Annotated in this window: 24 protein-coding genes; 18 read left to right on the forward strand and 6 right to left on the reverse strand. The window is 69.3% G+C overall.

What is annotated here, in order from left to right; translation table 11 throughout:
• The first annotated feature begins 95 nt into the window (after window positions 1-95).
• The 5 genes from ACZYY4_RS05030 (at window position 96) to ACZYY4_RS05050 (ending at window position 3,520) form a co-directional block, all read left to right on the forward strand.
• Complete coding sequence (locus ACZYY4_RS05030) at window positions 96-491, forward strand: SRPBCC family protein (RefSeq protein WP_463808346.1); 396 nt, start codon at window positions 96-98, stop codon at window positions 489-491.
• 90 nt (window positions 492-581) lie between these two features.
• Window positions 582-1,019 carry an SRPBCC family protein gene (locus tag ACZYY4_RS05035; RefSeq protein ID WP_463808347.1) on the forward strand — a complete coding sequence of 146 codons (438 nt, stop codon included), beginning with the start codon at window positions 582-584 and terminating at the stop codon, window positions 1,017-1,019.
• Complete coding sequence (locus ACZYY4_RS05040; RefSeq protein ID WP_463808452.1) at window positions 1,012-2,274, forward strand: ArsA family ATPase; 1,263 nt, start codon at window positions 1,012-1,014, stop codon at window positions 2,272-2,274. Before ACZYY4_RS05035 ends, ACZYY4_RS05040 begins: the two co-directional genes overlap by 8 nt.
• Window positions 2,275-2,296: 22 nt before the next feature.
• Window positions 2,297-2,668: a hypothetical protein gene (locus ACZYY4_RS05045; protein ID WP_463808348.1), complete on the forward strand. Its 372-nt coding sequence runs from the start codon at window positions 2,297-2,299 to the stop codon at window positions 2,666-2,668.
• Between the two features lie 117 nt (window positions 2,669-2,785).
• Complete coding sequence (locus ACZYY4_RS05050) at window positions 2,786-3,520, forward strand: lysophospholipid acyltransferase family protein (protein WP_463808349.1); 735 nt, start codon at window positions 2,786-2,788, stop codon at window positions 3,518-3,520.
• Here the strand turns inward: ACZYY4_RS05050 and ACZYY4_RS05055 are convergent.
• Window positions 3,481-4,770: a glycosyltransferase 87 family protein gene (locus ACZYY4_RS05055; protein WP_463808350.1), complete on the reverse strand. Its 1,290-nt coding sequence runs from the start codon at window positions 4,768-4,770 to the stop codon at window positions 3,481-3,483. The genes ACZYY4_RS05050 and ACZYY4_RS05055 overlap by 40 nt on opposite strands.
• A gap of 93 nt (window positions 4,771-4,863) precedes the next feature.
• Between ACZYY4_RS05055 and ACZYY4_RS05060 the strand changes: the two genes are divergently transcribed.
• From ACZYY4_RS05060 to ACZYY4_RS05070, 3 genes are read left to right on the forward strand one after another with little or no spacing between them, the layout of a single operon-like run.
• Window positions 4,864-5,895 (forward strand): hypothetical protein, encoded by a 1,032-nt coding sequence (locus ACZYY4_RS05060; RefSeq protein WP_463808351.1) that lies wholly within the window; start codon window positions 4,864-4,866, stop codon window positions 5,893-5,895.
• A 4-nt stretch (window positions 5,896-5,899) separates the two neighbouring features.
• Window positions 5,900-6,388, forward strand: a complete 489-nt coding sequence (locus tag ACZYY4_RS05065) for a polyadenylate-specific 3'-exoribonuclease AS (protein ID WP_463808352.1) — start codon at window positions 5,900-5,902, stop codon at window positions 6,386-6,388.
• A gap of 34 nt (window positions 6,389-6,422) precedes the next feature.
• On the forward strand, window positions 6,423-7,808 hold the full coding sequence (locus ACZYY4_RS05070) for a class II 3-deoxy-7-phosphoheptulonate synthase (RefSeq protein WP_463808353.1): 1,386 nt from the start codon (window positions 6,423-6,425) through the stop codon (window positions 7,806-7,808).
• A 4-nt stretch (window positions 7,809-7,812) separates the two neighbouring features.
• Here ACZYY4_RS05070 and ACZYY4_RS05075 read toward each other — a convergent pair whose 3' ends face one another.
• On the reverse strand, window positions 7,813-8,997 hold the full coding sequence (locus ACZYY4_RS05075) for a protein kinase domain-containing protein (RefSeq protein ID WP_463808354.1): 1,185 nt from the start codon (window positions 8,995-8,997) through the stop codon (window positions 7,813-7,815).
• 52 nt (window positions 8,998-9,049) lie between these two features.
• Between ACZYY4_RS05075 and ACZYY4_RS05080 the strand changes: the two genes are divergently transcribed.
• Window positions 9,050-9,454 (forward strand): Rv2175c family DNA-binding protein, encoded by a 405-nt coding sequence (locus ACZYY4_RS05080; RefSeq protein WP_463808355.1) that lies wholly within the window; start codon window positions 9,050-9,052, stop codon window positions 9,452-9,454.
• 2 nt (window positions 9,455-9,456) lie between these two features.
• On the opposite strand, the gene ACZYY4_RS05085 is transcribed toward ACZYY4_RS05080, so the two are convergent.
• Entirely contained in the window at window positions 9,457-10,974 is a 1,518-nt protein-coding gene (locus ACZYY4_RS05085; protein ID WP_463808356.1) for an alpha-(1->6)-mannopyranosyltransferase A, read from the reverse strand.
• 6 nt (window positions 10,975-10,980) lie between these two features.
• The gene (gene idsA2 / locus ACZYY4_RS05090) at window positions 10,981-12,030 is read right to left on the reverse strand and encodes a bifunctional (2E,6E)-farnesyl/geranyl diphosphate synthase (protein WP_463808357.1); all 1,050 of its coding nucleotides are present in this window, start codon (window positions 12,028-12,030) and stop codon (window positions 10,981-10,983) included.
• Between the two features lie 313 nt (window positions 12,031-12,343).
• On the opposite strand from idsA2, the gene ACZYY4_RS05095 reads away from it, so the two are divergent.
• Window positions 12,344-13,249 carry a mycobacterial-type methylenetetrahydrofolate reductase gene (locus ACZYY4_RS05095; protein ID WP_463808358.1) on the forward strand — a complete coding sequence of 302 codons (906 nt, stop codon included), beginning with the start codon at window positions 12,344-12,346 and terminating at the stop codon, window positions 13,247-13,249.
• A gap of 3 nt (window positions 13,250-13,252) precedes the next feature.
• Here the strand turns inward: ACZYY4_RS05095 and ACZYY4_RS05100 are convergent, their stop codons facing one another.
• Together ACZYY4_RS05100 and ACZYY4_RS05105 are read right to left on the reverse strand one after the other, a co-directional pair.
• Window positions 13,253-13,987: an LppM family (lipo)protein gene (locus tag ACZYY4_RS05100; RefSeq protein WP_463808359.1), complete on the reverse strand. Its 735-nt coding sequence runs from the start codon at window positions 13,985-13,987 to the stop codon at window positions 13,253-13,255.
• Window positions 13,984-14,607, reverse strand: coding sequence for a GNAT family N-acetyltransferase (locus ACZYY4_RS05105; protein WP_463808360.1), 624 nt, complete (start codon window positions 14,605-14,607; stop codon window positions 13,984-13,986). Before ACZYY4_RS05105 ends, ACZYY4_RS05100 begins: the two co-directional genes overlap by 4 nt.
• Before the next feature lie 229 nt (window positions 14,608-14,836).
• On the opposite strand from ACZYY4_RS05105, the gene ACZYY4_RS05110 reads away from it, so the two are divergent.
• The 8 genes from ACZYY4_RS05110 to mraY all read left to right on the forward strand — a co-directional run bounded on the left by ACZYY4_RS05110 (window position 14,837) and on the right by mraY (window position 24,542).
• The gene (locus tag ACZYY4_RS05110) at window positions 14,837-15,238 is read left to right on the forward strand and encodes a DUF3040 domain-containing protein (RefSeq protein ID WP_463808361.1); all 402 of its coding nucleotides are present in this window, start codon (window positions 14,837-14,839) and stop codon (window positions 15,236-15,238) included.
• 297 nt (window positions 15,239-15,535) lie between these two features.
• The gene (gene mraZ / locus ACZYY4_RS05115) at window positions 15,536-15,967 is read left to right on the forward strand and encodes a division/cell wall cluster transcriptional repressor MraZ (protein WP_463808362.1); all 432 of its coding nucleotides are present in this window, start codon (window positions 15,536-15,538) and stop codon (window positions 15,965-15,967) included.
• Window positions 15,942-17,180, forward strand: a complete 1,239-nt coding sequence (gene rsmH, locus ACZYY4_RS05120; RefSeq protein WP_463808364.1) for a 16S rRNA (cytosine(1402)-N(4))-methyltransferase RsmH — start codon at window positions 15,942-15,944, stop codon at window positions 17,178-17,180. Before mraZ ends, rsmH begins: the two co-directional genes overlap by 26 nt.
• The gene (gene ftsL / locus ACZYY4_RS05125) at window positions 17,180-18,277 is read left to right on the forward strand and encodes a cell division protein FtsL (RefSeq protein WP_463808365.1); all 1,098 of its coding nucleotides are present in this window, start codon (window positions 17,180-17,182) and stop codon (window positions 18,275-18,277) included. Before rsmH ends, ftsL begins: the two co-directional genes overlap by 1 nt.
• Entirely contained in the window at window positions 18,274-20,271 is a 1,998-nt protein-coding gene (locus ACZYY4_RS05130) for a peptidoglycan D,D-transpeptidase FtsI family protein (protein ID WP_463808366.1), read from the forward strand. The genes ftsL and ACZYY4_RS05130 overlap by 4 nt, the downstream gene beginning before the upstream one ends.
• Window positions 20,272-20,401: 130 nt before the next feature.
• Complete coding sequence (locus ACZYY4_RS05135; protein ID WP_463808367.1) at window positions 20,402-21,964, forward strand: UDP-N-acetylmuramoyl-L-alanyl-D-glutamate--2,6-diaminopimelate ligase; 1,563 nt, start codon at window positions 20,402-20,404, stop codon at window positions 21,962-21,964.
• Window positions 21,961-23,466, forward strand: a complete 1,506-nt coding sequence (locus tag ACZYY4_RS05140; RefSeq protein ID WP_463808369.1) for a UDP-N-acetylmuramoyl-tripeptide--D-alanyl-D-alanine ligase — start codon at window positions 21,961-21,963, stop codon at window positions 23,464-23,466. The genes ACZYY4_RS05135 and ACZYY4_RS05140 overlap by 4 nt, the downstream gene beginning before the upstream one ends.
• The gene (gene mraY / locus ACZYY4_RS05145; RefSeq protein WP_463808371.1) at window positions 23,463-24,542 is read left to right on the forward strand and encodes a phospho-N-acetylmuramoyl-pentapeptide-transferase; all 1,080 of its coding nucleotides are present in this window, start codon (window positions 23,463-23,465) and stop codon (window positions 24,540-24,542) included. Before ACZYY4_RS05140 ends, mraY begins: the two co-directional genes overlap by 4 nt.
• The last annotated feature ends 1 nt before the right edge of the window (window position 24,543 follow it).

Below are 24,543 nucleotides of genomic sequence, written 5' to 3' on the forward strand. Positions count from 1 at the left end.
CCGGCGGGTGTGACGGTGTTCACTGCCGGGGCAGCCGGGGGCATCGGCGCACCCGGGCGTTCCGCGTCGGGGGCGTCATATGTGAAGCTGAGGTGATGAACAGTATCCAGGTTGCCGACCAGACGTTCATCGCCGCACCCGGCGCGCAGGTCGGTGCCGTCGTCGCCGACCGGTCGAGCTGGCGGCGGTGGTGGCCGGACCTGCAGCTCGAAGTGGTGGAGGACCGTGCCGACAAGGGCGTCCGATGGACGGTGAGCGGGCCGCTGACCGGAACGATGGAGATCTGGCTGGATCCGATGCTCGACGGGGTGTTGCTGCACTATTTCCTGCACGCGGAACCCACCGGGGTGACCGGCCGCCAGCTGGCCCGGATGGACCTACCGAAATTGATCCACCGCCGCCGGGTGGCCGGCAAGCGGATGGCCTTCGAGGTGAAAGCACGTCTCGAGCGAGCCCGTCCGGTGGGTGTCGCGCCGGTCGCCGTGAGCTGAACGGGCTGAACGGGCGGATGCCCGGCGCGGCGAGGTACCGTCTCTGCCGAGGGCCGGTGGCAGGCGCGAACGAGTTAGGGAAGTAACCACGTGGCGGACAAGACAGCTCAGACCATATTTATCGCGGCGGATCCGAGCACGGTGATGAAGGTGATCGCCGACATCGGCGCCTACCCCGATTGGGTCTCGGAGTACACCGAGGCCGAAGTGCTCGAAACCGATTCCGACGGGTACCCGAAGGTGGCTCGGTTGGTGCTGGATGCCGCTGTCCTCAAGGACACCATGGTGTTCTCCTACGACTGGCCGGCCGACCGCCGCTCGGTGCGCTGGTCGCTGGTGTCCGGCTCGCTGCTGAAGGCTCTGCACGGTGAATACCGGCTGACACCCAAGGGATCCGGCACCGACGTCACCTATGAGCTGTCGGTCGACCTGATGATGCCGATGATCGGGCTGCTCAAACGCAAGGCGGAACGCAGGATCACCGACACCGCGTTGAAGGACCTGAAGAAACGAGTCGAGGCTGAGTGAGTCGCGACAGCCCGCTGCGGCGCCGATTCGTCTGTTCGTCGGCAAGGGCGGCGTAGGTAAGTCCACGCTGGCGGCGGCGACCGCCGTCGCGGAAGCGCGCGCCGGTGACCGGGTGCTGCTGATCTCCACCGACCAGGCGCACTCGGTCGGTGACGTGCTCGGCGTGGCGGTGACGCCCGGCGGTGGCCGTGATCCCGTTGCGGTGGTGCTCGACGACGCCGGTCCAGGCAGGCTCGACGTGCTGGCACTGGACACGCTCGCGCTGCTCGAGGCGCGCTGGGCCGAGGTGGTCGATGTGCTGGCCGGGCGATTCCCCGAGTCTGAGCTGGGCAGCGTTGCCCCCGAAGAACTTTCGGCGCTTCCCGGTGTCCAGGAAGTGCTCGGTCTGCACGAGGTCGGCGAGTTGGCCGGCAGCGGTCGGTGGGACCGGGTCGTCGTCGACTGCGCGTCCACCGCCGATGCGATGCGGATGCTGACGCTGCCCGCCACGGTGGCGCTGTATGCCGAGCGGTCCTGGCCGCGACATCGCAGGCTCAGCGGGACCGAGGACAGATCGGCCGCATTGGTCGAGTTGATCGAGCGGATCAGCGACGCCGCCGAGCGACTTGCCGTCCTGCTGACCGATGAGACGCTGGTCGGGGCGCACCTGGTGCTGACCGCCGAGCGCGTGGTGGCCGCCGAAGCGGTCCGGACCCTGGGGACGCTGGCCCTGACGGGTGTGCGCGTCGACGAGCTGATCGTCAATCAGATTTTGTTGCAGGATGATTCGTACGTCTACACCAATCTGCCCGCTCATCCGGCGTTCGACTGGTACGCCGAGCGGATCCGCGAACAGCGCGGCGTCCTCGAGGACTTGGACCGCGCCATCGGTGATGTGGCGATGGTGCTGGTCCCGCACCTGGCGGGGGAGCCGATCGGCCCCAAGGCGCTGGGCGAACTGCTCGAGGGCAGCCGCCGCCGAGACGGGTCGGCGCCGCCGGGACCGGTGCGGCCGGTGGTGGACCGGGAGTCGGGTTCCGGACTGGGGGCGGTGTACCGATTGCGGCTAGAGTTGCCCCAGGTCGATTCCGCTGCACTCAGTCTGGGGCGGTCCGGCGACGACTTGATCATCGGTGCCGGTGGCACCAGGCGCCGGGTCCGGCTGGCGTCGGTGTTGCGGCGATGCACGGTTTTGGATGCGACGCTGCGCGGCAGCGAATTGACGGTGCGCTTCCGGCCGGATCCGGCGGTGTGGCCGGTGAGCAGTGACGAGTGAGTAGTGACGAGGAGGTGCGACGTTGAGTGCTGGCGCGCACCCCGATCTGGGTGAGCTGGGACCTGAGTTGCGCAAGCTCGCCCAGGCGATCCTGGACCGCCTCGACCCGGCGGTGCGGGCGGCGGCGATGCTGGCGGCGTCCGGTGACGGTCCGGGCAAGTGTCAGCAGGTGTGGTGCCCGGTGTGTGCGCTGGCGGCATTGGTGACCGGGGAGGAGCATCCGTTGCTCACCGTCGTCGCCGAGCACAGCGTCGCGTTGTTCGAGGTGATCCGCACGGTGGTCGGTGAGACCGGCGAGGCGCCGGCTCCGCCCGACGGACCGCCCCCCGGCGGAGATGGGGGCGCGCCGGCCGGGTCGGGCTACCAGCACATTCCGGTCACCATCGAACACTGAAAACTGAGGAATTCCGCGGAATCTCCGGTGTGACGAATCACCGTGTGGCCGTAGCCACGGCGGGTCGGTAATGTTGGCGCGAACACGGCGGGGTGTTCGGGGCAGGAGGGAGGCGCCATGTGGTTCTGGCTGTTCAAGTACGTACTCCTGGGGCCCGTGCTGGCCCTGCTCGGCCGTCCGAAAGTCGAGGGTATGGAGAACATCCCCGACGACGGTGCGGTGATCTTGGCCAGTAATCACCTGGCGGTGATGGACAGCTTCTACCTGTGTCTGGTGGTGCGGCGCCGGGTCACCTTCCTGGCCAAGTCGGAGTATTTCACCGGCACCGGGATCAAGGGCTGGTTCACCCGCTGGTTCTACACCGCCGTGGGGCAGGTTCCCATCGACCGCGCCGACTCCGACGCCGCGCAGGCCGCGCTGACCACCGCGGAGCGGTTGCTGTCGGACGGCAAAGTGCTCGGTATCTACCCGGAGGGCACCCGCTCGCCCGACGGCCGGCTCTACAAGGGCAAGACCGGCCTGGCCCGAATGACGCTGCGCACCGGTGTCCCGGTGATCCCGGTCGTCATGGGTGGAACAGACATCGTGAACCCGCCGGGCACCAAGATGCTGCGGTTCGGCCGGGTCACCGTCCGGTTCGGCAAGCCGATGGAATTCTCCCGCTTCGAAGGGATGGCCGACAACCGCTTCATCGAGCGGGCCGTCACCGACGAGGTGATCTACGAGTTGATGCGGCTGTCCGGCCAGGAGTACGTCGACATCTACGCGGCCAACCTCAAAAACGGTGCCCCCCAACAAGATGGGGCAACGGCTCAGCCGGTCGCCAGGTTTCCGGAGACCGCCGCAGGCTGATCCGGGTTCGTCCAACGGCCCGGATTCAGAGTCGCACCGGCCGTGACGATCACCGCCAGTGCCCACCACACATACGACGTCCCGGCCAATTGGCGCCACCACGCCGCGCCCGCCTCGTGATGCTCGGGCAGCAGCTCGATCGGACTGCGCATCATCAGCGCCACCCCCAGCGCGCTGAGTACGCCCAGCGTGATCGCCCGGTGCCGGTACGCCAGTACGCCGGTCACCACCGCGGTCGGCAGCATCCACACCCAATGGTGGGACCACGACACCGGCGACACCACCAACCCGAACAGTGCCACGCAGATGAGCGCCAGGATCGGCCCTCCGGTGAAGTGTGCGCTCAGTACCCGGCGGGCCGCCCAGACCGTCAGCGCCAGTACCAGTAGGCATCCCAGCACCCACAGCGCGGAGCGCTGATGTTCGCTCAGCGGCAGCCGGGCCAGCGCGCCGGCCAGGTTCTGGTTGGTGTTCAGCGTTGCGCCGCCGATGCGGTCGGTGTTGCGGACCGTGTGGGTCCAGTACTGCCAGGAGTCGCTCCAGGCCATCGCGACGCCCGCCAGGGTCGCCGCCAGAAACGCCGCGACGGTGGTCGCCGCGGCGCGCCCGTCGCGGCGCAGCAGGAAATACAGCAGGAACACGGCCGGCGTCAGCTTCAGCGCCACCGCGACCCCCAGTAGCGCGCCACGCGGCCAGTAGGTGCGGCGCGGCACGCAGTCGGCGATCACCAACGTCATCAGCACGGCATTGACCTGACCGAAGTCGAAGTTGGCCCAGATCGGTTCGGCGCCGAACCAGATGGCCGCCGCGACGATCGCCGCTGCCACGACACCCCGCCGCCACCACGCCGGGCCGCTCCCGCGGGCGACCTCGACACCCAGACCGGTGAGCACGATGGTGATCGACACCACCAGCAGCAGCGTCGAGAGGATCGTCAACGCTGCAGTGCCGGAACCCAGCGACACCCAGGTGAGCGGGGCGAACAACACCGCGGCGATCGGGGGATAGGTGAACGGGAGCACCGTTCCGTCGATCTGGGTGGCAAACCAGTCGTCCCCGTAGAGCGGCTGCCCGTCACGCCACGCCTGCGCGGCCATCCGGTAGACGTCGACGTCGATGTGGTACGGCGTGCTGCCGAGCGCCCGCCACGTCGTGTAGCCCAGGGTCCCGATCGTCAGCAGGGCGAAGATCCACCAAACGGCGCCGCCCCCGTGCCGACGGCCCGGGTCGGGCGGCCGCGATGTAGTCATGTCGCAACACAGCCTATCGGGTGGCCAGGTTTTACCGGGCTATGCCGGCGGTGATCCGGGCGTGGTGTGCCGTGAGGGCGTACGTTCTCTTAGGTGCTCGAATGGTTCCGCGACGACATCATCGATCGCGGCAGACTGCCGCTGTTGTGCTGCCTGCTCGCGTTCCTGGTGACGTTTGTGGTGACCCGCTCCGTGGCCCGCTACATCCGCGGTAACGCCGGCCGCGTGGGCGAGCCCCGCTGGTGGCAGCCGCGCAATGTGCACATCGGGTCGAAGCACATTCACCACGTGGTCTTCGGGGTCGTCCTGGTGATGGTCGCCGGGGTGACCCTGGTGGCGGCGGGCGCCAACGGGCACGAGCCGGCGTTCAGCCTGGCCGCGACCACGTTCGGGGTAGGGGCGGCGTTGGTGCTCGACGAGTACGCGCTGATCCTGCACCTGTCCGACGTGTATTGGGAAGAGGACGGACGTGCCTCGGTGGATGCGGTGTTCGCGGCCACCGCCGTGGCCGGCCTGCTGCTGCTGGGCTTTCACCCCCTGACGTTTCTGCTGTCGGTGTGGCACGACACCTCCTCGCCGGTGATCCACATCGGCGTGATCGCCGGGCTGGTGATGGCGCTGCCGCTGGGCGTGGCGGTGCTGTTGAAGGGCAAGGTGTGGACCGGGCTGATCGGGATGTTCTTCTTTCCGCTGCTGGTGATCGGCGCGATCCGGCTGTCCCGGCCGCACGCGCCCTGGGCCCGCTGGCGCTACCTGCCCGACCACGAGCGGATGCGCCGGGCGCTGGAGCGGGAACGTCGGCTGCGGCGCCCGGTGGTGCAGGCCAAGCTCTGGCTGCAGGACGCCATCGCGGGCCGGCCCCAGGTGCCCGACGATCGGGTCGTGGACGCCGAACTCGACCGTGAGGTGCGGGCGGCCTCGGCGCCCACGGTGCAGTTCATGGTCCCCCGACGGCAGGTACCCATCGGCAGACCACCCGCCAGGCCGGCGCCCGCCGGACGAGCGCCCGCTCGGCCGGCCCCCAACCGCGCAGTCGCCGACGCGTCGGCGCCGACCAGGCCTTTCTCCGTGCCGTTGGCGGGTCAACCACGAATACACCGACCCGACGGGCCCGGGAGACGATAGGGCGGTGAGGTACTTCTACGACACCGAGTTCATCGAGGACGGCCGCACCATCGAGCTGATCTCGATCGGCGTGGTCGCCGAAGATGGGCGGGAATTCTACGCGGTGTCAAGCGAATTCGACCCGGGCCGGGCGGGGCCGTGGGTCCGCGCCCACGTGCTGCCCAAGCTGCCCTCTCCGGCGTCGCAGGCGTGGCGCTCGCGCAGCCGGATCCGCGCCGACCTCGAGGCGTTCCTGGGTGTCGGCAGCGGTGAGCCGATCGAGTTGTGGGCCTGGGTCGCGGCCTATGACCACGTGGTGTTCTGCCAGCTGTGGGGCACGATGCCCGACCTGCCGGCGCCGATCCCGCGCTTCACCCACGAGCTGCGCCAACTGTGGGAGGACCGGGGCCGGCCGCACCTGCCACCGCGGTCGCCGGGCAGCCACGACGCACTGGTGGACGCTCGCGACCAGTTGCGCCGGTTCCAGGTGATCACCCAGACCGAACTGGCCTGATCAGCGTAGGTCGGCGCCCGGCTACCATGGTCGGGTGAACTGGACCGTTGACGTACCGATCGACCAGCTGCCGGCGCTGCCGCCGCTGCCTGCGGAACTGCGCGAGCGTCTCGACGCGGCGCTGGCCCGGCCGGCCGTTCAGCAGCCGAGCTGGCCCGCTGACCAGGCCAAGGCGATGCGCACGGTGTTGGAGAGCGTCCCGCCGATCACGGTGGCATCCGAGATCGTGCGGCTCAAGGCGCTGCTGGCCCAGGTGGCCCGCGGGGAGGCCTTCCTGCTGCAGGGCGGCGACTGCGCCGAGACCTTCACCGACAACACCGAGCCGCACATCAAGGGCAACATCCGCACCCTGCTGCAGATGGCGGTGGTGCTGACCTACGGGGCGTCGATGCCGGTGGTCAAGGTGGCCCGCATCGCCGGCCAGTACGCCAAACCCCGCTCGGCCGACACCGACGCATTGGGGTTGAAGTCCTACCGCGGAGACATGGTCAACGGCCTGGCGCCCGATGCCGCGGTGCGTCAACACGACCCGTCCCGGCTGGTGCGGGCCTACGCCAACGCCAGCGCGGCGATGAACCTGGTGCGGGCATTGACCTCGTCCGGGCTGGCGTCGCTGGAACTGGTGCACGACTGGAACCGGGAGTTCGTCCGCACCTCGCCGGCGGGCGCGCGCTACGAGGCACTGGCCGGTGAGATCGACCGCGGACTGAAGTTCATGAACGCCTGCGGGGTCGCCGACCGGGAATTGCAGACCGCGGAGATCTACGCCAGCCACGAGGCGCTGGTGCTCGACTACGAGCGCGCCATGCTCCGGATGGCCGATATCGAAGGCGAACCGCAGCTCTACGACCTCTCGGCGCACTACGTCTGGATCGGGGAGCGGACTCGCCAACTCGACGGCGCGCACGTCGGGTTGGCCGAGGTGATCGCCAACCCGATCGGTATCAAGCTCGGGCCGACCACCTCCCCGGACCTGGCCGTCGAATACGTCGAACGGCTCGACCCCAACAACGTGCCCGGCAGGCTGACGCTGGTCAGCCGGATGGGCAACTCCCACGTGCGCGACCTGCTGCCGGGCATCATCGAGAAGGTGCAGGCCACCGGCCACCAGGTGATCTGGCAGTGTGACCCGATGCACGGCAACACCCACGAGGCCTCCACCGGCCACAAGACCCGGCACTTCGACCGGATCGTCGACGAGGTGCAGGGGTTCTTCGAGGTGCATCGTGCGCTGGGCACCCATCCCGGCGGCATCCACCTCGAGTTCACCGGTGAGGATGTCACCGAATGTCTCGGTGGCGCCCAAGACATTTCGGATGCGGACCTGGGCGGCCGCTACGAGACGGCGTGCGACCCGAGGCTCAACACCCAGCAGAGCCTGGAGTTGTCCTTCCTGGTCGCCGAGATGCTCCGCGGCTGAGCGACTACAGCAGCGCGCCGACGCTGTTGCCCAGCGTCCATGCAACCGCGGCAACCAGCCCGGTGAGTGCGAACACCACCGCCAGCCAGATCACCACCATCCGGCGTGCGTGCTGGCGTTCCAGCACGAACTGACTCAACTCGATCCCGGCGAATTGCCCTGTCACAAGCTGATATTGGGTATCGGTGTCGGTCACCCAATCCTGCGGCGCGCGGGTCATGTGCAGCGTCGGGCGCTGCGGCGGTGCGTTGTGCCCCCCGCCCCGCTGGTGTGGCGCCGAGACGTGCTGGGCGGAGTTGCGCGGGGCGGGTACCCGAAACGCCGGCAGCGCCAACCGCTGGGCGATCGCATCCACGTCGCGGGCCATCTCGAGACCGTCGGCGTACCGGTCGGCCGGGTCCAGCGCGGTGGCGCGCGCGACCAGTTCATCGAATTCTCTTGGGACACCGTCGATCGCGGAGCTGGGTGGCGGGACGTCGTGATCCAGCCGTTGATAGGCCACCGTCAATGCGGAGTCACCGGAGAACGGCGTGCGCCCGGTCAGCAGCTCGTAGGCGAGTACGCCGACCCCGTACACGTCGCTGGCCGGACCGGCGTTCCCGTCGCGGACCTGCTCGGGTGACAGGTAGGCCGCAGTGCCCAGAATCACATTGGTCGAGGTGATCCCCGCCGCCGCGATGGCACGAACCAGCCCGAAGTCGACCACCTTCACGTCGCCGTCGTCGGAGATCAAGATGTTCTCCGGTTTGACGTCGCGGTGCACCAGGCCGGCACGGTGCGCGATCCCCAGCGCTCCCAGCACCGGCCGGAGCACCGCCGCGACGGCATGCGGGGGCATCGGACCGCGTTCGTTGAGCAGTTCGCGCAGGGTGCCACCTTCGACGAGTTCCATCACCAGAAACGGCTGGCCGGCATCGTGCGGCGTGCCGAAACCCTGGTCGTAGACCGCCACCAGACCCGGGTCCTTCAGGCGGGCGACCGCCCGCGCCTCGAGCTGGAATCGGGTCAGGAACTGCTGATCGCCGGCATAGCGCAGATCCATCACCTTGCAAGCGACCGGGCGGTCCAGTCGCTCGTCGAGTCCGCGGTACACCGTGGACGTGCCACCGGTGGCGATGCGGGTGCCGACCCGGTATCGACCGTCCAGCAGGGCGCCTTGAAGAGCGTCCGGGCCCCACGCTGTGCTCACCTGGTCATGGTATGTGGACCGGGGACCGGCTCGGCGGTTCTAAACTCATGTCGTGAGTAGCATTCCGGCCGCCGAAGACGTACTTGACCCCGACGAACCGACATTCGACCTGCCCCGGGTCGCCGAACTACTGGCGGTGCCGGTCACCAAGGTGCTCCAGTACCTGCGCGACCAGCAGCTCATCGCGGTGCGGCGCGACGGTGTGCTGCTGTTCCCGCAGGTGTTCTTCACCGAAGACGGCGACGTCGTGAAAAGTCTGCCGGGGCTGCTGGCCGTGCTGCACGACGGCGGCTATCAGCAGACCGAGGCCGTGCGGTGGTTGTTCACCCCGGACCCGTCGCTGTCGTTGACCCGCGACGGAACGCGGGAGCCGGTCGCCAACGCCCGCCCGATCGACGCCCTGCACGCCCACCAGGCCCGTGAGGTGATGCGCCGGGCGCAGGCCATGGCCTACTGACCTCAGGCGGCCGCTTGGGGCGCCGGTGCCTCAACAGCTTTGGACAATCGGTGCCAGGCGAACAGCGCGCAGGCCGTCGCACCGATCACATGCAGCCAGGAGTACATGCCGTGCGAGCCGTCGGGCTTGAAGATCACCATGATCCAGGTCGAGGCCGCGGCGATCGCGGCGATCGAGGTCGGTGAGCGGACCAGGGTGGCCGCCACCGCCAATGGCCAGGTGTAGTACCAGGGCAGTGCCGCCGGCACGAACAGCACCACGATGAGCATCGCCCAGGCGATTCCCGACACCGCCGTGCGGTCGTCGCGACGGGAGCGCCACCAGATCACCGGCAGCAGCAGAGCAATCACCACGATCCCGCTGATTCGGGTGATATGCAGCGCCGCGTAGAAGTTGACCGGTGCGAACAGTCCACCGAAGGCGTGGATCAGGTTGGCGGCCGCGGTCGGCACGGTGAGCCAGTTGATGATCTTGACGTTGCCGGCCAGCAGTGCGGTCAGCCAGCCCAGGCCCACCCCGGCCAGCGTTGACAGCACCGCGAAGACGGCGACGACGATCACCGCGGAGATGGTGGCCGCTGCGGCGAACGCGTTGACCGCCGGGTAGCCGCGTCGTTCCCTCAGTCGGCGCATCCACACCCACACCAGAAACGGCAATGCGATTGCGGCGGTCGCCTTTACCGCCGCGGCCAGGGCTACCAGCGTGATCCCGGCCAGGGGGTGGCGATCCAGCGTCAAGGCGATCCCGGCGATCACCAGGCCGACCATCAGCATCTCGTTGTGGACCCCACCCATCAGGTGGATGATCACCAGCGGGTTGAGCACCGCCAGGAACAACGCCGCCGGAGCACGGCCCCCGACCCGGTGGGCCACCCGCGGGGCGGCCCAGATCAACAGCGCCAGGCCGGGCAGCATGCACAAGCGCAACACCATGGTTCCGACCACCACGTTGTTGCCCACCAGCATCGTCACGAGCTTGGCGACCAGGATGAACGCCGGTCCGTAGGGCGCCGTCGTTGCCGACCAGATCGGGCTGACGTCGTCGAGCAGCGGGTTGGGGTTGTCGACCGGACCGACCTGGTACGGGTCGAAACCGTCGCGCAGCAGGGCGCCCTGGGCCAGATAGGAGTAGGTGTCGCGGCTGAACACCGGAACCGACAGCAGCAGCGGCGCCAGCCAGAAGCCGGTGGTGGCTATCAACGTGTATTCGGTTGCGGCGCCTTCGATCACCCGTCGGCCCAGACCCAACCAGGCCACCAGCATTACTGCGACCCCGATCCACAGCAGCGCCGTTGACAGCACCAGGCCGTGGCCGAAGCGCAGCCAGGAAAGGTGCACCGACTCCAGCACCGGATCCTGGATGCGGGTGCTGCCGGCGCCCAGGCCGCCCACCGTGATCAGCATCGCGCCCAGGCAGCCGAGCCACGCCGCTCCGGCCTGCTCGCTGGTGGCGAACTCGCGCAGTCGGGTCAGGGAGCGGGTCGGAGCCGCCGGACGTGTCGATGGGCTGGGGATAGACATGGGCGGTCAGGCGGACCGGTCGGCGACCAGGCGGGCCAGGTCGGTCAGGCCGGCTTTGGCAACCTCGTCGATCGGTGCGGCCGCCAAAGCGGTCATGGCGCGGCGGGTCAGCACGTCGATACGGTCCTCGACGGCGGACAGTGCGCCCACCGTCTCGATCACGTCGCACAGTTCGCGGACCTGCGCATCGGTCAGCGCGGTGCCAAGTGATGCGCGTAACCGCTTGGCGGCCACCGGATCCGACTTATCGGCCAGCGCATGCGCTTCGGCGACCAGCACAGTGCGCTTGCCCGAGCGCAGGTCGTCGCCGGAGGGTTTGCCGGTCACCGCGGGATCGCCGAACACGCCCAGCACGTCGTCGCGCAGCTGGAAAGCCAGGCCGAGGTCGGTGCCGAGCTCGTGGAAGAGGGTCTGGATGTCGGGCCGGTCGGCGGCGGCGGCGACCCCCAGTTGCAGCGGGCGCACCACCGTGTAGGAGGCGGTTTTGTAGGTGTTGACCGCCATCGCCGACGCGATCGACTCGACACCGCTGGCCTCGGCGACGATGTCGAGGTACTGCCCGCCCAACACCTCGGTGCGGATGTCCGACCAGACCCGCCGCACCCGGCGCTGCGCATCGGCCGGCAGGTCGGCGCCGGCGACGATGTCGTCGGCCCAGACCAGCGCGAGGTCACCGAGCAGAATGGCGGCCGATATCCCGAACTGTTCGGCCGGGCCCCGCCATCCGCGGGTGCGGTGCAAATCGGCGAACTTGTGGTGGGTGGTCGGGCTGCCCCGGCGGGTTGCGGAGGCGTCGATCACGTCGTCATGCACCAGCGCGCAGGCGTGCAGCAGTTCCAGAGCCGAGAACAGCAGGAGCTCGCCGTCGACGGCGTCGCGGCCCGTGATGGCTCGCCAGCCCCAGTAGGCGAACGCCGGACGGAGCCGCTTGCCGCCGCTGAGGACGAACTCCTCCAGGCCGGTGATGAGGCCCTGGTAGTCGTCGCCCATGTAGGCGGTGTCGGTACGGCGGGTGCGCAGGTAGGAGCGCAACTGCTCGGTTACCGCGCCGGCCAACTCGGCGGCCGACGGTGCGGTTGCTGCTGTTGCCTTAAAGCTCAGCGGGGCGCCCCTTTCTCGCTCAGCCCGGCCCGGGGACCCCCGGCGTGCGTTCAGCGTAGAGTGTGCCACCACGTCCGGGGGGACTCAGACCGTGGCGGCGCGCGGTCACACCGGCTGCCCGCAGACGCCGGTTGCTTCGATAGGCTCAGCGTCTTGCGTCCGTGTCGGCCGCGGTGCCGCTCCTGCTTCTGGCGAGGCGAGCCGGCGAAGCCGGTCCGCGGACCCGCCCCCGCGGCAACGTTGACCACCTTCGATCAGGAGCAAACTCGTGACCTTGAACACCGTCGCACTCGAGCTTGTCCCGCCGAACCTGGAGCGTGAGGAGCAGCAGACCCACGAAAAGGCTTGCGAGGACGCGCGCAAGGTTCTGCGGTTCGCGGCCGAGTGCGGTATCGAAGGCCGGATTCGCCACATTCTGATGCCCGGGATGATCGCCGAGGACGATGACCGCCCGATCGAGATGAAGCCCAAGCTCGACGTGCTGGACTTCTGGAAGACCCTCAGGCCCGAGTTGCCGGGCATGGCCGGGTTGTGCACCCAGGTCACCGCCTTTTCCGACGAGGCGGGCCTGCGGAATCGCCTCAACGATCTGACCGCAGCCGGTATCGAGGGCGTCGTCTTCGTCGGAGTGCCCCGCACCATGGCCGACGGCGAGGGCTCGGGCGTGCCGCCGACCGATGCGCTGGCGACCTTCCGGGACGACGTGCCCAACCGCGGCGTCATCCTGATTCCCACCCGGGCCGACGAGATCAGCCGGTTCAACTTCAAATGCGAGCGCGGGGCGACGTTCGGGCTGACCCAGCTGCTGTACTCGGACGCGATCGTGCCATTTCTGACCGAGTTCGCGCAGCACAGCGACGCACGCCCGGAGATCTTGCTGTCCTTCGGCTTCGTGCCGACCTTCGAGAACCGGGTCGGCCTGATCAACTGGCTGATCCAGGATCCGGGCAACGCGGCCGTGGCAGCCGAACAGGCCTTCGTCAAGACGCTTGCCGACAGCGAACCCGACCAGCGGCGCAAGCTGATGCTCGACCTGTACAAGCGGGTCATCGACGGTGTCGCGGATCTGGGCTTTCCGCTGAGCATCCATCTGGAGGCGACTTACGGAGTGTCCGCCGCTGCGTTCACGACCTTCGCCCAGATGCTCGACTACTGGTCGCCGGAGACGCGCTGAGCCTTAGGCCGCGTCGTCGCGGGGGGAGCTGACGCGGGGTGAGCGGTCCCGGCCGAGCCAGGCGATCAGCGCCACAGCTCCGGCGGCGGCGAACGTCGACAGCACCAGCCAGATGGCGGCGTGGGCGAACGATCGGGTGCTGGGATCGGTGTAACGGGCCTGGGCGGTCATGGTGCTCACCACGCCCGGCTTGAGTCGCCACTGCACCGTGTCGTCGCCGATGCGTTCGCCGTTGGTGGAGGTCACCTCGCCTGGGAACGCGACGCTCAATTCGACGTCGGCCCCCGGGTCGCTGAGCGAGGTGAGATCTACCCGGCCCTCCAGGATCACCAGGTTCCCGGCGCGACGCAGCGCCAGGTTCACCCCGGCTGCGTCGCGGTTCATCTCGGCCAGCTGTGGCAGTTCGGCGAAGGTCAGGTCGGAGAACACCGCCTGGGAACCGATGTAGCCGTCCCTGTTGTAGCCGGAGATTGCGATCTTCTGGGCGAACGGCAGGTCGGCGCTGAGCTTGGGGCCGTTGTCGTTGTCGTTGCGGGGTTTGGCCGCCGCGATGATCTGACCGGAGACCTGGTCGTTGGGGGAGACCGTGATGGTGGCCTTGATGCGCACGCACCCGACCGTGATGGGCGCGGTGATCAGCAGCAGCGCCACCAGCGCCAGCGGTCGACGGTATGTGGTGAACCGGCGAGCCGGACGTCGGAGAGACGGTAGTGAACGCCGAAGATGCACGGAGGTCATCGTGCCAGATCCGTGGGCCGATTCACCGATGACGCCGCGTTTGACTGCTCCAAGGGCAGCGGTCGGCCCAGGATGGCGAACGGCCGGGGGTCGCCGGCGAAGTGGTGACCGCGGATGACGTCGGAGAAGCCCAGCCGGCGGTACAGCCGCCAGGCGCGGTTGCCTTCGCCGGTGATCTCCGGCGTCGAGAGCAGCACGTGGGCCTCGGTCCGTCGGGCCAGCAGTCGCCGTGCCAGTGCCTCGCCCAGGCCGCTGCCCTGCGCGCGTGGCATCACATGCAACTCGGTCAACTCGAAATAGCTGGTCATCAGGCCCGCGATGTCGGGGCGGGGCCGCCCGCGGCGTTGCAGGCCGGCCACCACCTGCTGCTGCCACCACTGGTCGGGTGCTCCGCAGTAGCCATAGGCGACCCCCAGCAGTTCAGCGCTGGTCCCGGTGGCCCCGTCCTGCACGGCGGCCACCGCCTGCCAGCCGGGGCGGCGGGTGTGATCCAGCCACATCGCGGCTCGTTGGTTCTCGGTGCCCGGCGGGTAGTCCATCGCTGTGACGTACACGCGCAACGCCTCGGCGAGACGGTTGGCCATGTCGTGCGGCGACAGGTCGATGAGCAAACTCGCCAACGTGCAGGTTCCTCTCCCGGTCAGTGATGGGCCGCGCCGCACCCATTATCCGGGTTCAATTCCCGGACGTCGGCGGTTGTCGATCGGCTTCGCCGGACCGCGGCTACAATCAGCTGACGAAGCCTGTGGTACACCGCAGGTCGACCTCGTATTATCAGTGTTAGTTGCCCGCACAGTCCGTAACCAGCCGTGGGCAGCCATTTGAGCGGCCGTCGGCAAGGAGGGACGAATGCCACTCTCCGACCATGAACAGCGCATGCTCGACGAGATCGAGAGCGCCCTCTACGCCGAGGACCCCAAGTTCGCTTCCAGCGTTCGCGGTGGTGCCCTGCGTACCCCCACCACCCGGCGGCGGGTGCAGGGCATGGCACTGTTCGTGGCCGGCTTGGTGATGCTGGTCTCGGGAATCCCGTTCTACGCGACCGTCAACCCCGGATTCCTGATCCTGAGCGTGCTGGGATTCGTGGTCATGTTCGCCGGGGTGGTGTTCGCCATCACCGGGAACCATGCCGCAGCGGCCCGGGATGGCGCGACCCAGACGGGCGGGACCCAGCAGCGCCGGGTCAAGGGCGGCAGCGGTACGTTCGCCAGCCGGATGGAGGACCGGTTCCGCCGCCGATTCGAGCCGTAACGCGGCGCGTTTGATTGTCAGAGGGCAGCCGATCGGCTGCCCTTTTTCATGGGCGAATCTGGCCTGCACCAGCTGCCCGCTGGACGCGGCCCGACGATCGGCCCCACTCTGCCCCACCCCAATTTCGCCTCGGTGACCAGGCTGTTTTCTACCCTGGCTGGCCGCTGTCGGCGCAATCGAACCGAAAATACGGCACTCGAGTGGGGAATGGGGGTGAAGACGGCCCTTTAAATGGTGCAGAGTGGGTGATTGTGGGGTATTGTGGGCTCACGTTGTCGACTTGGCGGGAGGTGGCCGGTGTTCCTCGGCACCTATACGCCCAAGCTCGACGACAAGGGGCGGCTGACACTGCCCGCGAAGTTCCGCGACGCGCTGGCGGGAGGGTTGATGGTCACCAAGAGTCAGGACCACAGCCTGGCCGTGTACCCGCGGACAGAGTTCGAGCAGCTTGCCCGCCGCGCGGCCAAGGCGTCGCGGAGCAACCCGGAGGCACGGGCATTCCTGCGCAACCTGGCCGCCGCCACCGACGAACAGCATCCCGACGGCCAGGGCCGGATCACCCTGTCACCCGACCATCGCCGCTACGCCAACCTCTCCAAGGAGTGTGTGGTCATCGGATCGGTCGATTACCTCGAGATCTGGGATGCGCAGGCCTGGAGCGACTACCAGCAGACCCATGAAGAGAACTTCTCCGCGGCCAGCGATGAAGCACTCAGCGACATCATCTGAGGCGCACGCCCGTGCCTCGTGGCCTCTGTCCGAACCGACCCTGACGTACTTCCCCAACGTCAGGTTCGCGCTGTCGGGCAGGGACCTCGAGGCAGGGGCCGGGCGATCGCAAGCCCGGCGGAGCCGGGTGCAGCGGGTCGACCGTCACCCGCTCGGGCGGGTCGGCCGCCAACGGGTGCGCCACCAGTCGAGGGGAGGTGTTGCGGTGGCCGAGCAAGGCGAATTCGGGCACGTGCCGGTGCTGTTGGAGCGTTGCGTGGATCTGCTCGCCCCCGCGCTGACCCGGGAATCACCCGACGGCAGCGGTGCGACCCTCGTCGACGCCACCCTCGGGGCCGGCGGACACACTGAACGGTTTCTGACCGAGTTCCCCGGACTGCGGGTCATCGGCCTCGACCGGGACACCACCGCACTCGACATCGCCGGCACTCGGTTGACCCGTTTCTCCGATCGCCTCAGCACGGTCCACACCCGCTACGACGGGATCACCGCCGCGCTGGCCGAGACAGGTTTGGCCGCAACCGGTTCAGTCGACGGGGTGCTGTTCGACCTCGGGGTTTCGTCGATGCAACTCGACCGGGCCGAGCGCGGATTCTCCTACGCCCAGGACGCCCCGCTGGACATGCGGATGGACCCGGAAGCCGAGTTGACGGCCGCCGAGATCCTCAACACCTACGACGCGGCCGCGCTGACCGATATCCTGCGCCGCTTCGGCGAAGAACGCTTCGCGTCCCGAATCGCGGCGCGTATCGTCCGCCGGCGGTCGCAGACCCCGTTCACGTCGACGGGGGAGCTCACAGCCCTGCTCTACGAGGCGATTCCGGCACCGGCGCGGCGTACCGGAGGGCATCCGGCCAAGCGCACATTTCAGGCGCTGCGCATTGCGGTCAACGGCGAACTGGACTCGCTGCGCGCTGCCCTTCCGGCGGCGCTGAATGCCCTGGCGGTGGGCGGGCGCCTCGCGGTGATGTCCTACCAGTCGTTGGAGGACCGCATCGTCAAGCAGTTGTTCGCCGCGCTGACCGCGTCGCGTACGCCGGTGGGTCTACCGGTCGAGTTGCCCGGCGACAAACCGAGGTTCAGCACATTGACGCGGGGCGCCGAACGGGCTCAACCGGATGAGATCGAGCACAACCCGCGAGCGGGGTCTGTCCGCCTGCGGGCTGTGCAGCGCGTTGCAGCCGGCCCGATTGCGGCATCGAGGGGGGATTGATGGCGACCAAGCGCAAACCTGCGGCGCGGCACGGCGACCGCCGCCGGAACCCGGAGGGCGGGACCCGTACCGGGCCGCGCCGCACGAGCGATGCACCGCAGACCCGGCGTCCTCGCCGGCAGCACGGGACCGCACCCGCACCGGGGCGTGAATCGCGGTCGCGGTCCGGGCCGCAGAACGCGGTGTTGCCGCGTCCCGGCGCAAGGCCGGTGCCGCCGAAGAACACCAAGCAGGCCAAGGCGCGCGCGAAAGCGCGAAAGGCCAAGGCGCCCAAGGTGGTGCGTGTCCCACTGCGCGAACGCCTGATCGCCCGGCTGGCGTCGGTCGACCTGCGGCCGCGCACCTTGGCGGCCAAGGTCCCTTTCGTCGTGTTGATCATCGGTTCGCTCGGCATCGGACTCGGGATCACGCTGTGGCTGTCCACCGATGCCGCCGAGCGGTCCTACCAGCTGGGCAGCATCCAGGAACACAACCGGGTCCTGTTGCAGCAGAAGGAGGCGCTCGAGCGTGACGTGCTTACCGCCGAGTCCGCGCCGGCGCTCGCCGAGGCGGCCCGCGAACTGGGCATGATCCCGACCCGGGACACCGCGCATCTGGTCCAGGACCCCGCCGGCAACTGGGTGGTCGTCGGCGTCCCGAAACCGGCCGAAGGTGTGCCGCCGCCGCCGCTGAACACCAAGTTGCCCGACGACCGGCCGGTGACGCCGCCGGCCGAGGTGCCGGTCCGGGTGCCGCCTGCCGGGCCGAAGCTGGGCACTCGGCATCTGCCGGATGCCGGTCTGCCCGTTCCGGTTGCGCCCGGTGCCCCGCTGATCATTCCCGGCCTGCCAGGCATGGCCGGTCTACCCGGGGTGGCCCTGTCCGGGCCGACTCCTGGTCCCGCGCTCAACATCTCGCCGCTGCCGCCGGAGATCGCCGCCCTGCCACCGCAGGCCGGGTTGCCACCGGCGGCGGTGCTCCCGCCTGATGCGGTGCTGCCCCCGGCAGCCGTACTCCCGCCCGAGGCCGCCTTGCCACCCCAGCCTGCATTGCCACCCCAGCCCGCGCTGCCGCCGGAAGCCCTCTCCTCGCCGGCGGTGCCGGGAGCCACGCGATGAGACGGCCGGCGCGGGGGACCGGCCGTCCGGCGCGCCGCCCGGACGGCTCGATCAAGGCCGGCAGGCGCAACGCCGACCGAACCGCGAAACCGGCCAAGCCGGCCAAGTCGGGCAAGTCGCCCAAAGGCGCTCAACCGGCGGGGCATTCGGCCCGCGACCGCCGTACCCGGCCCGCCACCGAAGTGGGCCTGCGCAGTGCATCGTTCGTCTTCCGGCACCGCACCGGCAACGCCGTCATCTTCCTGGTGCTGGCCCTGTCGGCAGCCCAGCTGTTCTATCTGCAGGTCCCGCGGGCGTCGGGATTGCGCGCCGAGGCCGCCGGACAGCTCAAGGTCACCGATGTCCAACAAGCCATGCGCGGCGACATCATCGACCGCACCGGCGACAAGTTGGCGTTCACCATCGAAGCCCGGGCTTTGACCTTCCAGCCGATCAAGGTCGGCAAGCAACTCGAAGAGGCCAAGAAGAAGAATCCCGCCGCCCCCGATCCGCAGCGGCGGCTGCAGGAGATCGCCAAGGAGATCGCCGTCCGGCTCGGCAACAAGCCGGACGCGGCGACGCTGCTGAAGAAGCTGCGCAGCAACGAGACGTTCGTCTACCTGGCCCGTGCCGTCGACCCGGCGCTGGCCGAGGCGATCAGCGACAAGTGCCCGGAGGTCGGCAGCGAACGTCAGGACCTGCGGCAGTACCCCGGCGGGTCGCTGGCGGCCAACGTCGTCGGCGGCATCGACTGGGACGGCCACGGCCTGCTGGGCCTGGAGGACTCGATGGACGCCGTGCTGGCCGGCACCGACGGTTCGGTCACCTATGACCGCGGCTCTGACGGCGTGGTCATCCCGGGCAGCTACCGCAACCGGCACCGGGCGGTCAACGGGTCGACGATCCAGCTCACCCTCGACGACGACATCCAGTTCTACGTCCAGCAGCAGGTTCAGCAGGCCAAGAACGCCTCGGGCGCCCGCAACGTCGGCGCGGTGGTGCTCGACTCCAAGAGCGGGGAAATACTGGCGCTGGCCGGCGATAACACCTTCGACCCGTCCCAGGACATCGGGCGTCAGGAGGACCGGCAGCTCGGCAATCCGGCGGTGTCCTCGCCGTTCGAGCCCGGCTCGGTGAACAAGATCATCACGGCCGCCTCGGTCATCGAGTACGGCCTGTCCAACCCCGACGAGGTGTTGCAGGTACCCGGATCGATCAATGTCGCCGATGTCACCGTCAGCGACGCCTGGGAGCACGGCGTCGCGCCCTACACCACGACCGGGATCTTCGGGAAGTCTTCCAACGTGGGCACCCTGATGCTGGCGCAGCGGGTGGGGCCGGAGCGCTGGTTCGAGATGCTGGAGAAGTTCGGTTTGGGCCAGCGCACCGGCGTGGCGCTTCCCGGCGAGAGCGCCGGGCTGGTTCCGCCGGTCGATCAATGGTCGGGCAGCTCGTTCGCCAACCTTCCGATCGGCCAAGGCCTTTCGATGACGCTGCTGCAGATGGCCGGCATGTACCAGGCCATCGCGAACGGCGGGTTGCGGATCCCGCCGCGGATCATCAAGGCGACCATCGCCTCCGATGGCAGTCGTACCGAGGAACCTCAGCCGGCGGGCGTGCGGGTCGTTTCGGAGCAGACCGCGGCGACCGTGCGCAACATGCTGCGCTCGGTGGTGCAACGCGACCCGACCGGCGTCCAGCAGGGCACCGGATGGCAGGCCGCGGTGGACGGCTACCAGATCGCCGGAAAGACCGGCACCGCACAGCAGATCAACTCCGCCTGCGGCTGCTACTACGACGACGTCTACTGGATCACGTTCGCCGGGGTGGCGCCGGCGGACAATCCGCGCTACGTCATCGGGCTGATGATGGACAACCCCCATCGCGCTGCCGACGGATCGCCGGGCACCTCGGCGGCGCCGCTGTTCCACGACATCGCCAGCTGGCTGTTGCAGCGGCACAACGTACCGCTGTCGCCCGACCCCGGTCCTCCGCTGATCTTGCAGGCGATGTAGCGGATTACTCCGCGGGGCGATCTGCCGTTTCGAGCTGCCGTCGGCAGAATGCGGATCGGCTGCGCCGCTGTCCCCGCCTGCCTAGGTAGTCTCAGGTCCGATCCTGAGGACTCGGCCGCGAATGGAGGTGATGGCGGTGTCTGCCGCAATGCGCCCCGACGTCGGCGCCGGGACGCCGTTGCCGGCACTGGCGGCCCGGATCGGGGCGGTCGCGGCAACCGGCGATGTGGTGCCGGAACTGCCGATCACCGGGCTGACCCTGCGCGCCCAGGATGTGCAGCCGGGAGACCTGTTCGCGGCGCTGCCCGGCGCCACCACCCACGGTGCGCGGTTCGTGGCCGACGCGGTCGCCCGCGGTGCGGCCGCGGTGCTCTCCGACGGCCCGGGGGCCTCCGAGATCGCAGGCAGCGCAACGGCGCCCGAGACGCCGGTGCTGGTTCATCCGGCTCCCCGCGCCGTGCTCGGCGAACTGGCGGCGGAGGTTTACGGGCATCCCTGCGAGCGGCTCACGGTCATCGGGATCACCGGGACGTCGGGGAAGACCACCACCACCTATCTGGTCGAGGCGGGGCTGCGGGCCGCGGGCCGAACCGCCGGCTTGATCGGCACCGTCGGCGTCCGTATCGACGGCGTCGACCTGCCCAGCGCGCTGACCACCCCCGAGGCGCCGGCCCTGCAGGCGCTGCTGGCCGTGATGGCCCAGCGCGGGGTGGACACCGTGGTGATGGAGGTGTCCAGCCACGCACTGACGCTGGGCCGGGTCGACGGGACCCGGTTCGCGGTGGGAGCGTTCACCAACCTGTCCCGTGATCACCTGGACTTCCACCCGACCATGGCGGACTACTTCGAGGCCAAGGCGCGGCTGTTCGACCCGGGCTCACCCCTGCATGCCACCCGCGCGGTGGTCTGCGTGGACGACGAGGCCGGCGAGGCGATGGCGGCGCGCGCGGTTGCACCGGTCACCGTCAGCGCGACAGGCCGGTCGGCGCAGTGGGGCGTGGAGAAGCTGAGCACAGCCGGTGCCGCTGCACCCGGTGGTCGGGAGTTCGTGGCGGTCGATCCGGCCGGGGTGCACCATCGGGTCGGCATCGGATTGCCCGGCGACTACAACGTCGCCAACTGTCTTGTGGCGCTGGCGATTCTCGACGTCATCGGGGTGTCTCCGGAGCAGGCGGCACCCGGCCTGCGTGATGCCCGGGTGCCGGGCCGGATGGAGCCGGTCGACCGCGGTCAGGGCTTTCTGGCGCTGGTCGACTACGCGCACAAGCCGGGCGCGCTGGCCGCGGTGCTGGCGACCCTGGGCCAGGACCTGCGCGACACGACCGGTCGGCTGGCCGTGGTGTTCGGCGCCGGCGGCGACCGCGACCACGGCAAGCGCGACCCGATGGGCCGGATCGCGGCCCAGTCCGCCGACCTGGTCGTCGTCACCGACGACAACCCGCGCGGGGAGGACCCGGCAGAGATCCGGCGGACCATCCTGGCCGGTGCCGCCGGCGGTTCGGCCGAAGTGGTCGAGATCGGTGACCGGCGGGCGGCGATCGAGCACGCGGTGGCATGGGCGCGCCCGGGCGACGTGGTGCTCATCGCCGGCAAAGGCCACGAAACCGGGCAGACCGCCGGCGGACTGACCCAGCCGTTCGACGACCGCGTCGAGCTGGCCCAGGCGCTGGAAGCGCGCGAGCAGCACCGATGATCGCGCTGACCGTCGCGGAGATCGCCGAGATCGTCGGCGGCCGGCTCGCCGACATCTCACCGGAACAGGCCGCACGCACCACCGTCACCGGGACCGTCGAGTTCGATTCCCGCCGCATCACCGCCGGCTCGTTGTTCCTGGCATTGCCCGGGGCGCGGGCCGACGGACACGACCACGCCGCATCGGCGGTGGCCGCCGGTGCGGTGGCGGTACTGGCCGCCCGTCCGGTCGGGGTGCCGGCCATCGTGGTCGAACCCGATCCGCACGCCGACAGACAATCCGGCGCCCTCGAGCACGATGACGCGGCCGGGTCCGGCGCCGCGGTGCTGGCGGCGTTGGCCAGACTGGCCGCCGCCGTGGCCGCGAGCCTGGTGGCCGACGGACTGACGATCGTCGGCGTAACGGGCTCGGCAGGCAAGACCTCCACCAAGGACATGCTGGCCGCGGTGCTGGCGCCGCTGGGTCAGGTGGTGGCCCCGCCCGGGTCGTTCAACAACGAGCTGGGCCACCCTTGGACGGTGCTGCGGGCCGACGAGAACACCGACTTTTTGGTGCTGGAGCTTTCCGCGCGGCATCGCGGCAACATCGCGGCGCTGGCGGCCATCGCCCCGCCGCAGGTCGCGGTGGTGCTCAACGTCGGGACCGCGCACCTGGGCGAGTTCGGCTCCCGCGAGGCGATCGCCGAAACCAAAGCCGAACTGGTGCAAGCGGTTCCGGATTCCGGTGTGGTGATCCTCAACGTCGACGATCCGGCGGTGGCCGCGATGGCCGACAAGACCGCCGCGCGGGTGCTCAAGGTGAGCCGCACCGGACCCGCCGACCTGTGGGCTGAGGCGGTGATGCTCGACGCGCTGGCCCACCCGCGCTTCACCCTGCACACCGGCGACGTCGACATCGACATCACCCTCGCGGTGCACGGCGACCATCAGGTGAGCAACGCGCTGTGCGCCGCCGCGGTCGCGCTGGAATGCGGCGCCACACCGCAGCAGCTGGCCGCCGCGCTGGCCGACGCGGGCCCGGTGTCGCAGCACCGCATGCACGTCAGCACCCGCGCCGACGGAGTGAGGGTGATCGACGACGCCTACAACGCCAACCCGGACTCGATGCGGGCGGCGCTGCAGGCGCTGGCCTGGATCGCCCGCGGCGAGGGCCCGGGCGAGCCGAAGCGCCGCAGCTGGGCGGTGCTAGGGGAGATGGCTGAGCTGGGCGAGGACGCCATATCTGAGCATGACCGCATCGGACGGCTCGCGGTGCGCTTAGATGTGTCTCGTCTCATTGTCGTCGGAGTAGGGAGATCGATGGGCGCGATGCACCACGGCGCAGTCATGGAGGGATCCTGGGGCGCCGAGGCCACCGCGGTGGCCGACGTCGACGCCGCCCTGGCCCTGCTGCGGGCCGAATTGCGTCCCGGTGACGTGGTGCTGGTCAAGGCGTCGAACTCCGCCGGCTTGACCGTCCTGGCCGACGCCCTGATCAGCGACGATCCCGGAGTTCGCCGATGATAATGATCCTCGTCGCCGCCGGTGTCGCGCTGTTGGTCGCGATCCTGCTGACCCCGGTACTGATCCGGCTGTTCACCAAGCAGGGGTTCGGGCAGGAGATCCGTGAGGACGGGCCGGCCAGCCACCAGAGCAAACGCGGCACCCCGTCGATGGGCGGTGTGGCGATCGTGGCCGGGATCTGGGCGGGTTACCTGACCGCTCAGCTGGCCGGCCTGGTGTTCTACGGCACCGGACCGTCAGCGTCCGGGCTGCTGGTGCTGGGGTTGGCCACCGCGCTGGGCGGCGTCGGCTTCGTCGACGACCTGATCAAGATCCGCCGGTCGCGCAACCTCGGCCTGAACAAAACCGCCAAAACCGTCGGGCAGGTCACCGCGGCGACGCTGTTCGGTCTGCTGGTGCTCGGCTTCCGCAACGGCTCCGGACTGACTCCCGGAAGTGCCCAGCTGTCCTATGTGCGCGAGATCGCCACCGTCACACTGCCCGCGGTGGTGTTCGTGCTGTTCGTCATCGTGATCGTCAGCGCCTGGTCGAACGCGGTCAACTTCACCGACGGCCTGGACGGCCTGGCCGCCGGGTCCATGGCTATGGTCAGTGCCGCTTACGTGTTGATCACCGTGATGCAGCACCGCAACTCCTGCGCCAGCGCGCCCGGACTGGGCTGCTACAACGTGCGGGATCCGCTGGATTTGGCGCTGATCGCCGCCGCGACCGCGGGCGCCTGTGTCGGGTTCCTCTGGTGGAACGCCGCACCGGCGAAGATCTTCATGGGCGACACCGGGTCGCTGGCGCTGGGCGGGGTGATCGCCGGGATGTCGATCACCACCCGCACCGAGATCCTCGCGGTGGTGCTCGGCGGGCTCTTCGTCGCCGAGATCACCTCGGTCGTCGTGCAGATCCTGGCGTTTCGCAGCACCGGCCGCCGGGTGTTCCGGATGGCGCCGTTCCATCATCACTTCGAGTTGGCCGGCTGGGCCGAGACCACCGTGATCATCCGATTCTGGCTGCTCACGGCCATCGCCTGCGGGTTGGGTGTCTCCATGTTCTACGGCGAGTGGTTCACCGCCGTCGGTGGTTGAC

This window comes from Mycobacterium sp. IDUB_21, from assembly GCF_055419425.1.